This is a genomic window from Streptomyces carpinensis, from assembly GCF_002154505.1.
GTDB lineage: Bacteria > Actinomycetota > Actinomycetes > Streptomycetales > Streptomycetaceae > Streptomyces > Streptomyces carpinensis.
In genome coordinates this window covers 1-10,583 of the sequence record NZ_MUBM01000259.1, presented here as the reverse complement: position 1 = coordinate 10,583, position 10,583 = coordinate 1, and the positions used below count along the sequence as shown (strand labels likewise).

The window sequence follows — 10,583 nt, the reverse complement described above, 5'->3', positions numbered from 1 at the left end:
GCCCCCGCGCGCGGGGGCCACGGTGCGAGTGATCACGACCAGGGCGGTGCCCTTGGTGTCGTACACGGGCTGGAGGGCCACCGCGACCGGCAGCGGGTTGCGGTAGGCCACGGTCCCGCAGGCCGGGCAGGTGCGGGGCCAGCCGGAGATGCCCTCCCCGTAGGGCGCTCCGCAGCTCGAACAATGGGAGTCCGGTGCGGAGTTGACAGTCGGGTGAAGATTTTCGGACACGCGCGGACTGTATCCGATCGGGAGAGGGGCGTCTTCCGTCAGACGTTCACGCAGTCGCTCAGCGTCCCGGTGTGAGGGACTTCCGGGAGACGGGGAAGTCGAAGTAGCTGTCCGGGTAGGGCTCGGGCTGGTAGGTGTAGTGCCACCACTCCTCGGCGAGGTTCACGAATCCGAGGCTTTCCATCGTGCTCTTGAGCAGCAGCCGGTTGGCGCGCTGTTGGCCCTGGATCCTGGGATCGAGTGTGTGCGCGAGGGTGTCGAAGCAGTCGAATCCGGTCCCCATGTCGAGGGAGTTGTCCGGAAAGCGCTCGTCCTTGGGCGCGTAGCAGGGCACCAGTGACTGGCCGGGGACGTAGGGGTGGGTCGGCCGGGCCGGGAGCCTGACGACGGTGAGGTCCATCGTCGACCCGCGGCTGTGGCCGGATTTCGCCGCGATGTAGCCGTCGTCGAACAGCCGGTTCTTGTCGACGCGCGGGTAGAACTCCCCCTTCATGGACTGGTCGTCGAGGTCCTTGGCCCAGCGGACGAAGTGGTCCACGGCGCGTTGCGGCCGGTAGCAGTCGTAGACCTTCAGGCTGTAGCCCTTGCGCAACAGTTGCTCCTGGGCCTTGTGCAGGGCCTGGGCGGCGGGCCGGGTGAGGATGCACAGCGACTGCTGGTAGCCGTCGATGCGCTCGCCGACGAAGTTGTGGGGTGTGAAGTAGCGCATCTCCTGGATGATCGTGGGATCCACGGAGCTCAGCGCTACGAAATCCTTCGGCGCCTTGGGGTCGGCGGGAGTGGCCCGGGCGGTGGCGGAGGCGGCGGTCACGGTCAGCAGGGCGGCCACTGCGGTGATCACACCGCGGAGGGCACGGGACAGACGTGTCATGTCTCCTACATCTATAGGGAGCGGGTCGCGCCTGGGAAGCGGTTGCGCACTGTTCCGGCGGGACACGGGTTCTCTCGTACGCACGCGGAGAGACCGAAAGCCCTTTCGCACACCCAGTGTGATCGCGTCGGAATCCTGCGTTAACGTCTCGTGAACTCGGCCTGGGCGTGGGCGGGCGCCGCCATCATGCTCCCGTGCCTTCCTGGACGGATACTCTCCGCTTCGCCTTCCAGCCCGTGGTCAATCTCGCCACCGGCGGGGTCACGGCTCTGGAGGTCCTGGCCCGGCCGGAGACCGGTGACGTCCTGGCCGACGCCCGCCGCGACCCCGAGCTCGACGGCCGGCTGGCGGTGACAGCGCTTCGCGCGGCAGCGCGTACGGAGACGCTGCTGCCCCTCCACCTCAACGTGTTCGCCGGTACGCTCGCCGACCTCGGCGGCCTCGGACCTCTGCACGAAGCCGTGCGCGCGGCGGGGCGGTTGCCGTGGGAGGTGACGATCGACGTCGTACCGCCGTACACGCACGTACCGCAGCGGGCGCTGCTGGAGGCGGTCGGCGTCCTGCACGCTCAGGGGTTCCGGATCGCCGCGGACGGTGTCGGCGACGGGGACCTGCCGCTGCGGATGCTCACCGACCTCGCACCGGACCTGGTGAAGCTCGACGCCTCACTGCTGGCGCGGCCCGCGGCGATACGGGCGATGCGGGCACTGTGCGAGCAGGTGGGGGCGCTGCTGGCCGTCGAGGGCGTGGAGACCGAACGGCAGTGCGCGCTCGCGCTGTCGGCCGGCGCGCAACTGGCGCAGGGCGAGTTGTTCGCGCCGCCGGCCCGGCTGCCCGCCGCGGACGTGTACGTTCCGCCGCGCTCCCCCGGGATGGTGCCGGCGCCGCGCTCGGGACCCTCGGTGCGGGAGTTCCTGCGGCCCGCCGCGCTGTTGCCCGCCGACGCCTCCGCCGGCCGTGTGCAGACGCTGCTGACCGGGTCGCCCGAGGTGTCGGGGGTGCTCCTCGTGGACGCGCACGGAGCGCCGCTGCGGTCGGTGCACCGGTCCCGCTTCCTGCTGATGATGTCGGGGCGCTACGGCCATGCCCTGTACGCCGACCGTCCGGCAGCCAAGCTGGGCGATCCGCCGCGCACGGTCGGCATCGACGCCACGGCGTGGGAGGTGCTGGACGTCGTCGCGGTCGGCGGCCGGGACCGCACGTCGGACGATGTGGCGGTCGTCGACCGGCGCGGGCGGTGCGTGGGCGTCGTACGGCTCGCGGACCTGGTCCGGGCGCTGGCCGAGTCCCGCGTCGAGGAGGCGGCGGCGCTCAATCCCCTCACCCGGCTGCCCGGCTCGGACGCGATCACGGGCGAGGTGGACCGGCGGATCCTCGCTGGGCGGACGTTCGCGCTGAGCTGGCTGGACATCGACCACTTCAAGCAGGTCAACGACGGTGCCGGGTTCGCGGCGGGCGACGAGCTGATCCGCTCGGTGGGGCGGGCACTGCAGCACACGGCGGCCGACCCCGCGCGCGTGGGACACATCGGTGGTGACGACTTCCTGGTGCTGGCGGATCCGGAGGCACTCGACCCATTGGCCGCCTCCATGCTGGACGCCCCCTGGTCGGTGGGCGGTTTTCCGGTCACGTTGTCGCTGGCCACGGTCGTCTGTGCGGCAGGCAGCGTGACCGACCACCGGCAGGCGGCCGCCTGCCTGGCGCCGTTGAAGAGGGCCGCGAAGGCGCTCCAGGGACCCAGTTGGGTCCTGGGCCGGGCGGGCCGGCCCGGCCACGAGATCCGCCGCGGGTCGGCGGTGGCGGCCACACGGGCGGGGTGAGGCGCGAAAAGCCCAGGGGCCCGGGACCGGCCGAGCGTGCGCCCGAGGAGGACGTGTCGCCGCCCGGAGGCGGCTGCCCACCGGTACCGTCGGCCGCCTTGACGCTCCCTGTGCACGGGTGAACACTTTGCGTGTCAGTCGCCGTCGCGACGCGTCCGCGGTGCATCCGGGCCCGTGTCCCTGCGCGGTCCGCCACACCCCTGCCTCCTCGCCCGCGGGCGATCCGGCTGCGACGGCACGCTCGTACGGACGCCGAGCCGGACCGGCAGGACACCTTTCCCCGCCCTCGACGGAAGCCGCCGGGGCCAGGAGCCGCCATGACCCACGCAGACACGGTCGTCGGCGAGAGCACCGGCTCCTCCGCCTCCGGCTCGCCGGAGGTGCGTGTACTCGTCGGCCATCCCGCGCAGCCTCCCGCCATTGTGGGACAAACTGATACGAGTGAGGGCGAAGAGGTTGAAGCCTCTCCCACCCTCGGCCTCTTCCCCCTCCCGGAGATCGGGTTTACGCGACCCTTCGGACCCGCCACCCGGGCCCGCGCAACGTGTCCGCCGATCGGAGGTACGCCCGCGGGCGTCGACCACAACGCAGCCTTCCGACCCTCGCCACCAAGGGGTAGCCATGACGGACAACGCCGAGAAGTACGTGGCCGCAATCGACCAGGGCACCACCTCCAGCCGCTGCATCGTCTTCGACCACAGCGGTGCCATCGTCGCCGTCGACCAGCGCGAACACCGCCAGATCTTCCCCAAGCCGGGCTGGGTGGAGCACGACGCCACCGAGATCTGGTCGAAGGTGCAGGCGGTGGTCGCGGGCGCGATCGCCAAGGCCGGGCTGCGCACCGAGCAGCTCAGCGCGCTCGGCATCACCAATCAGCGCGAGACGACCGTGCTGTGGGACCGCGCCACCGGCAAGCCCGTGCACAACGCGATCGTCTGGCAGGACACCCGTACCGCGGCCCTGTGCAACGAACTCGGCGGCTCCGTCGGGCAGGATCGTTTCCGTGAGCAGACCGGCCTGCCGCTCGCCAGCTACTTCTCGGGGCCGAAGGCGGCCTGGCTGCTCGACAACGTGCCCGGTCTGCGGGACCGGGCCGAGCACGGCGAACTCGCCTTCGGCACCATGGACTCCTGGCTCATCTGGAACCTCACCGGCGGCAGGGACGGCGGCCGGCACGTCACCGACGTCACCAACGCGGGCCGCACCATGCTCATGAACCTCGACACCCTCCAGTGGGACGAGTCCATCCTGTCCGCCATGAACGTGCCCGCGGCGATCCTGCCCGAGATCAAGTCCTCCTCCGAGGTGTACGGGACCGCCGTCGGCCAGCTGGCGGGCGTGCCGGTGGCCTCGGCCCTGGGCGACCAGCAGGCGGCCGTGTTCGGGCAGGCCTGCTACGAGGTGGGCGACGCCAAGAACACGTACGGCACCGGCAGCTTCCTGCTGCTGAACACGGGCAACCGGCCCGTGCCGTCGAAGAGCGGTCTGCTCACCACCATGGGTTACAAGATCGGCGACGAGCCGCCGGTCTACTGCCTGGAGGGGGCCATCGCGATCACCGGCGCGCTGGTGCAGTGGTTCCGCGACCAGCTCGGCATCATCCGCACCGCGGACGAGATCGAGTCCCTCGCGGCCGGCGTGGAGAACAACGGCGGGGCGTACATCGTGCCCGCGTTCTCCGGCCTGTTCGCGCCGTACTGGCGTTCGGACGCGCGCGGGGTGATCACCGGCCTGACCCGGTACGTCACCAAGGCGCACCTCGCGCGGGCGGTACTGGAGGCGACGAGCTGGCAGACCCGCGAGGTCGTGGACGCCATGTACCAGGACTCGGGAGTGAAGCTCACCAGCCTGAAGGTCGACGGGGGCATGACGAAGAACAACCTGCTGATGCAGCACCAGGCGGACGTCCTCGACGTCCCGGTGATCCGCCCCAGGATCTCCGAGACCACCTGTCTGGGCGCTGCCTACGCGGCCGGGCTCGCGACGGGCGTCTGGAACGACCTGGACGAACTCAAGTCGCACTGGCAGATGGACGCCGAGTGGACTCCGTCCATGGAGGCCTCTGTCCGTGACCGCGAGTACCGCAACTGGCACAAGGCGGTGGAGAAGAGCTTCGGGTGGCTCGAGGACGGCGAGGACTGACCGCACCGGGTGTGCGCCGACCGTGACGCACGCGCGCGTGCAGACGTTCGTACAGCCGTCCGCACTCCACGCGCGCGTGGCCATGGGTCACGGACCGTACCCCGGTCGGCGGGGGTACGGACCATGCGTGTCGACAGGTGGCGGCCCGTCAGGTGGTGACGGCCTGACGGCGCTCCGCCGCATGCGTCATGGCATGCCGGACGACCCCGATGAGGACCTCCTTGACCGACTCCCGGTCGCGGGCGTCGCACAGCAGCACCGGGACGTCGTCGTCGAGGTCGAGGGCCCCGCGGACGGCCTCGACCGGGTGGCGGGGGGCTCCCTCGAAGCAGTTGACGCCGACCAGGAAGGGGATGGAGCGCCGTTCGAAGTAGTCGATCGCGGCGAAGCAGTCCTCCAGGCGGCGGGTGTCGGCCAGCACCACCGCGCCGAGCGCGCCCTCGGACATCTCGTCCCACATGAACCAGAAGCGCTCCTGTCCGGGCGTCCCGAAGAGGTAGAGCACCAGGTCCTCGCGGAGCGTGATCCGGCCGAAGTCCATCGCGACGGTGGTGGTGTGCTTGGCCTCCACGCCGCTGAGGTCGTCGACCGGGCGGCCTGCCTCGGTGAGCAGTTCCTCGGTGCGCAGTGGCCGGATCTCGCTGACCGCGCCGACGAGGGTCGTCTTGCCCACGCCGAAGCCGCCGGCCACCAGGATCTTGAACGTGACGGGCTCGACCGGGGGCTTGCCGCGCTCAGAACGCCCGAAGATCATCGATTTCTTCTCCTGCTTGACGGGGGTCGGGCGGCGGGCCGTAGCCCCCGCCGCCGGGGGTTTCGATGACGAGTACGTCGCCGGGGGCGACGTCGGCCGAGTCGCTGCCGCCGAGTTCGACGACCGTGCCGTCCGTACGTTCCACTCGGCCCGTGCCCCGTGCGCCGGGCTCGCCGCCCGCCATGCCGTACGGCGGGATCCTGCGGTGCTGGGACAGCGTGGAGACGGTCATGGCCTCAAGGAACCGGATGCGGCGTACCGCCCCGTCCCCGCCGCGCCACCGGCCGGCGCCGCCGCTGCCGCGCCGGACCGAGAAATCCTCCAGGCGCACCGGCAGCCTCCATTCGAGGACCTCGGGGTCGGTGAGCCGGGAGTTGGTCATGTGGGTCTGGACGACGCTCGCGCCGGCGAAGCCGTCGCCCGCGCCGGAGCCCGAGGCCACGGTCTCGTAGTACTGGTGCCGCTCGTTGCCGAAGGTGACGTTGTTCATCGTTCCGGAGCCCTCCGCCTGGACGCCGAGCGCGGCGTAGAGCGCCCCGGTGATGGCCTGGGAGGTCTCCACGTTGCCCGCCACGACGGCGGCGGGCGGCTCGGGGCTGAGCATCGAGCCGGGCGGTACGACGACCCTCAGCGGCCGCAGACAGCCGTCGTTGAGCGGGATGTCGTCGGCGACGAGGGTGCGGAAGACATACAGGACGGCCGCGTTGACCACGGAGAACGGGGCGTTGAAGTTGGTATCCAGTTGCGGGGAGGTGCCGGTGAAGTCGATCGTCGCCGACCGGTTCGCGCGGTCCACGCGGACGCGGACCCGGATGACCGCGCCCGAGTCGGTCTCGTAGGCGTACTCGCCGTCGTCCAGGGCGTCGATGACCCGGCGGACGGCCTCCTCGGCGTTGTCCTGGACGTGCCGCATGTAGGCCTGGACGACGTCGAGACCGAACTCCTCGATCATGCGGCCGACCTCGTCGACGCCCTTCTGGTTGGCGGCGATCTGGGCACGCAGGTCGGCCAGGTTGGTGTCCGGATTGCGGGAGGGGTACGGCCCCGAGGTCAGGAGGTGGTGTGTCTCCTCCTCGCGCAGGCGGCCGTCCTCGGCGAGCAGCCAGTTGTCGAAGAGCACGCCCTCCTCGTCGATGGTGCGGCTGTTGGCGGGCATGGAGCCCGGTGCGATGCCGCCGATCTCGGCGTGGTGGCCGCGGGAGGCGACGTAGAAGAGGATCTCGTCACCGTGCGTGTCCGAGGTGTCGAAGACCGGGGTGATGACGGTGACGTCCGGCAGATGGGTGCCGCCGTGGTACGGGTCGTTGATCGCGTAGGTGTCTCCCGGCCGCATGCGGGAGCCGCGACGGCGGATGACCTCCTTGACGCTCGTGCCCATCGAGCCCAGGTGGACGGGGATGTGCGGCGCGTTGGCCACGAGGTTTCCGTCCGGGTCGAACAGCGCGCAGGAGAAGTCGAGGCGCTCCTTGATGTTGACGGACTGGGCCGTGGACTGCAGCCGGGCGCCCATCTGCTCGGCGACGGACATGAAGAGGTTGTTGAAGACCTCGAGCATGACAGGGTCGGCTTCCGTGCCGAGATCGGAACTCTGCGTAACCGCCGCGCGTTCCATGACCAGATGCCCGTCGTCGGTCGCCTCGGCCCGCCAGCCGTCGTCGACGACGGTCGTCGCACTGGCCTCGGTGATGATCGCGGGGCCGGTGACGGCGCTGCCCGGGGCCAGGTCCTCCCGGCGGTGCAGGGGTACGTCGCGCCAGGCGCCGCCGGTGTGGAGGCGGACGGTCTCGGCGGCGGCGGCGCCGCCGGCGCGGGCCGGGCGGTACGGGGCGAGGGCGGACAGATCGGGGGGTTCGGTGATGCCGGTGGCTTCCACGGAGAGGGCCTCGACGACGATCGGGCGGTCGAGCGTGAAGGAGTACGTGGCGCGATGACGTGCTTCGAAGGCGTGCCTCATCGTGTCGGGCTCGGTGAGTTCGACGGTGAGGGTGGTGTCGGTGCCGTCGTAGCGCAGCTGGGCGCGCCGGGTGACGCGGATGTTCTCCTCGGGGACGTCCTCGGCGCGCAGTTCCGCGCGGGCCGCGCCCTCCAGGTCGTCGGCGGTCTTCAGGACGCCCGACATGGCCTGGGCCGCCAGATGTGTCTCGACCGACTGTTCGCGCATGGCCGTGGTGTCGGCGAGGCCCATGCCGAGCGCGGACAGGACACCGGCCATGGGTGGGACGAGGACGGTGCGGATGCCGAGCGAGTCGGCGACCATGCAGGCGTGCTGCCCGCCCGCGCCACCGAAGGTGGTGAGGGCGTAGCGGGTGACGTCGTGCCCCTTCTGCACGGAGATCCGCTTGACCGCGTTGGCGATGTTGGCGACGGCGATCTGCAGGTAACCCTCGGCGACCTGCTCCGGGGTGCGGTCGTCGCCGGTCCGCTCGCGGATCTCGCGGGCGAGTGCGGTGAAGCGTTCGCGGACGAGCTCCCGGTCGAGGGGCTGGTCGCCGTCGGGTCCGAAGACCTTGGGGAAGTGTGCCGGCTGGATGCGGCCGAGCATGACGTTGGCGTCGGTGAGGGCGAGCGGGCCGCCGCCGCGGTAGCAGGCGGGCCCCGGGTCGGCTCCCGCGGAGTCCGGGCCCACGCGGTAGCGGGAGCCGTCGAAGTGGAGGACGGAGCCGCCACCGGCGGCCACGGTGTGGATGTCCAGCATGGGCGCCCGCAGCCGGACGCCGGCGATCTGCGTGGTGAAGACGCGTTCGTACACGCCGGTGTAGTGGGAGACGTCGGTGGAGGTGCCGCCCATGTCGAAGCCGATGACCCGGTCGAAGCCGGCGAGCCGGGACATGCGGGCCATGCCGACGATGCCGCCCGCGGGCCCGGACAGCACGGCGTCCTTGCCCCGGAACTGCCCGGCCTCGGCGAGGCCGCCGTTGGACTGCATGAACATCAGCCGTACATGCCGCAGTTCCTCGGCGACGTGCTCGACGTAGCGGCGCAGCACCGGCGACAGGTAGGCGTCGACGACGGCGGTGTCCGCGCGTGGGACGAGCCTCATCAACGGACTGACCTCGCTGGACAGCGAGATCTGCGGGAAGCCGATACGCGCGGCGAGCTCGCCGACGGCCCGCTCGTGCGCGGGGTGCAGGTGGCTGTGCAGGCAGACCACGGCGACGGCGCGGATCCCGTCGTCGTACGCCTCCCGGAGGGGGCCGGCGATCGCGTCCAGGTCGGGCGCGCGCAGCACGGTGCCGTCCGCCGCGATGCGCTCGTCGACCTCGACGACCCGTTCGTGGAGCAGTTCGGGCAGTTCGATACGGCGGGCGAAGATGTGCGGGCGGTTCTGGTAGGCGATGCGCGGCGCGTCGCGAAAGCCGCGGGTGACGACGAGGACGGTCCGCTCTCCCTTGCGTTCCAGCAGGGCGTTGGTGGCCACGGTGGTGCCCATGCGGACGGACTCGACGGGGTCCGGGGAGTCGGCGAGCAGTGCGCGGACTCCGGCGACGGCCGCGTCGGCGTACCGCGCCGGGTTGTCGGACAGCAGCTTGCGGGTGACCAGGCGGCCGTCGGGGCGCCGCGCGACGATGTCGGTGAAGGTGCCGCCCCGGTCGACCCAGAACTGCCAGCCTGCCATGTCGTCACCCCGCTTCCGCGCCGCTCACAGCGCCCGCAGGCCGTTGATCACGTCGCGCAGAATACTCTCGTCCGGCAGCTCGGCGGGCGGCACCGGGCGGCTCACGTGGACGTAGTCGTCGTCCACGAGATCACCGATCAGGACGCGCACCACGCCGATGGGCAGGTCGAGTTCCGCGGCGAGTTCGGCGACCGACTGCGGGGTGTCGCGGCACAGCTCGACGATGTCCACGTGTTCCGGGGACAGCGAGTGGTCCGCCTCCGGGTCGTCGACGTGGGGTTCCGTGACGACCACCGCGATCAGGTCGAGGCGGTGCTGGGCCGCATGGCTGGTGCGGCCCCGCGTCATGGCGTACGGGCGGACCACGGGTCCGGCCTCGTCGTCGAACCAGTGGCTTCTTGCCTGACCGTCTCCGCTCATGTCATCCCACTACCCGCCGGAGGGCACATCGGTGCGCGGAGCGGCCCCCAGATGTACGCCGACCCGTTTGACGAGGAGCGTCATCTCGTAGGCGACCTGGCCGACGTCCGAGTCGGCGTCCGACAGCACGGCGAGGCAGCTGCCGTCACCGGCGGCGGTCACGAACAGGAAGGCGTCGTCCAGCTCGACCACCGTCTGGCGGACGCCACCGGCGTCGAAGTGCCGCCCCACGCCCTTGGCAAGGCTGTGGAAGCCGGAGGCGACGGCGGCCAGGTGCTCGCTGTCCTCCCGGGTCAGGTCCTTGGACACCCCTGTCGGCAGGCCGTCCCCGGACAGGACGATGGCCTTGCGGATGCTGGCGACCCGTTCCACGAGGTCGTCGAGGAGCCAGTTCAGCTCCTTTTTGCCGGTCGCGGTGTGGCCGGTCGCCTTCGGTGCGGTCATCGACCGTCCCCCTTAGTCGTTCCTTGTGCTGTGCTGGCGCCGCGGGCGTCCTCGCCCACGGCGTTCTCCTCACGGCCGCGTTGCCAGCCGCGCTGGAGCGAGGCCATACGGCTGCGTACCTCGTCGGCGTCCCGGTCGGCGGGGCCGGCCCGTTCCCCGGTGCGTCGCTCGGATGTCTGCCTGAGTTGCGGGGCGAGGTTCGCCTGCCGCACCCGGCGGGGCAGCAGTCCCGCGTCCGGTGCGGGATCGCCGGCTGCGGTGGCGGGGCCGCCCGTGTCCGCCGGG

General features: G+C 71.3%; 7 protein-coding genes and 2 pseudogenes. 2 read left to right on the top strand and 7 right to left on the bottom strand.

Annotation, left to right across the window (positions count from 1 at the left end):
- Positions 1-231, bottom strand: a pseudogene (locus BZY54_RS31385) (NUDIX hydrolase); the annotation flags it as partial.
- Between the two features lie 58 nt (positions 232-289).
- Complete coding sequence (locus tag BZY54_RS31380) at positions 290-1,102, bottom strand: M15 family metallopeptidase (RefSeq protein WP_086728709.1); 813 nt, start codon at positions 1,100-1,102, stop codon at positions 290-292.
- A 194-nt stretch (positions 1,103-1,296) separates the two neighbouring features.
- Here BZY54_RS31380 and BZY54_RS31375 point away from each other — a divergent pair, with 194 nt between their 5' ends.
- Positions 1,297-2,922 (top strand): GGDEF domain-containing protein, encoded by a 1,626-nt coding sequence (locus BZY54_RS31375; RefSeq protein WP_086728710.1) that lies wholly within the window; start codon positions 1,297-1,299, stop codon positions 2,920-2,922.
- A 621-nt stretch (positions 2,923-3,543) separates the two neighbouring features.
- Positions 3,544-5,064, top strand: coding sequence for a glycerol kinase GlpK (glpK, locus tag BZY54_RS31370; RefSeq protein ID WP_086728708.1), 1,521 nt, complete (start codon positions 3,544-3,546; stop codon positions 5,062-5,064).
- 148 nt (positions 5,065-5,212) lie between these two features.
- On the opposite strand, the gene BZY54_RS31365 is transcribed toward glpK, so the two are convergent.
- The 5 genes and pseudogenes from BZY54_RS31365 to BZY54_RS31345 all read right to left on the bottom strand — a co-directional run.
- Complete coding sequence (locus tag BZY54_RS31365) at positions 5,213-5,818, bottom strand: GTP-binding protein (RefSeq protein WP_086728707.1); 606 nt, start codon at positions 5,816-5,818, stop codon at positions 5,213-5,215.
- Positions 5,799-9,434 carry a hydantoinase B/oxoprolinase family protein gene (locus tag BZY54_RS31360; protein ID WP_086728706.1) on the bottom strand — a complete coding sequence of 1,212 codons (3,636 nt, stop codon included), beginning with the start codon at positions 9,432-9,434 and terminating at the stop codon, positions 5,799-5,801. The genes BZY54_RS31365 and BZY54_RS31360 overlap by 20 nt, the downstream gene beginning before the upstream one ends.
- A 24-nt stretch (positions 9,435-9,458) precedes the next feature.
- Complete coding sequence (locus BZY54_RS31355) at positions 9,459-9,854, bottom strand: DUF742 domain-containing protein (protein WP_086728705.1); 396 nt, start codon at positions 9,852-9,854, stop codon at positions 9,459-9,461.
- Between the two features lie 9 nt (positions 9,855-9,863).
- The gene (locus BZY54_RS31350; RefSeq protein WP_086728704.1) at positions 9,864-10,298 is read right to left on the bottom strand and encodes a roadblock/LC7 domain-containing protein; all 435 of its coding nucleotides are present in this window, start codon (positions 10,296-10,298) and stop codon (positions 9,864-9,866) included.
- Positions 10,295-10,583 (bottom strand): annotated as a pseudogene (locus BZY54_RS31345) (histidine kinase); the annotation flags it as partial. The pseudogene BZY54_RS31345 and the gene BZY54_RS31350, both read right to left, overlap by 4 nt.

Bases quoted from the DNA above. Each gene is read 5' to 3' on its own strand.
- glpK (WP_086728708.1), top strand. From the start codon at position 3,544: ATGACGGACAACGCCGAGAAGTACGTGGCCGCAATCGACCAGGGCACC.
- BZY54_RS31365 (WP_086728707.1), bottom strand. From the start codon at position 5,818: ATGATCTTCGGGCGTTCTGAGCGCGGCAAGCCCCCGGTCGAGCCCGTC.
- BZY54_RS31360 (WP_086728706.1), bottom strand. From the start codon at position 9,434: ATGGCAGGCTGGCAGTTCTGGGTCGACCGGGGCGGCACCTTCACCGAC.
- BZY54_RS31380 (WP_086728709.1), bottom strand. From the start codon at position 1,102: ATGACACGTCTGTCCCGTGCCCTCCGCGGTGTGATCACCGCAGTGGCC.
- BZY54_RS31350 (WP_086728704.1), bottom strand. From the start codon at position 10,298: ATGACCGCACCGAAGGCGACCGGCCACACCGCGACCGGCAAAAAGGAG.
- BZY54_RS31355 (WP_086728705.1), bottom strand. From the start codon at position 9,854: ATGAGCGGAGACGGTCAGGCAAGAAGCCACTGGTTCGACGACGAGGCC.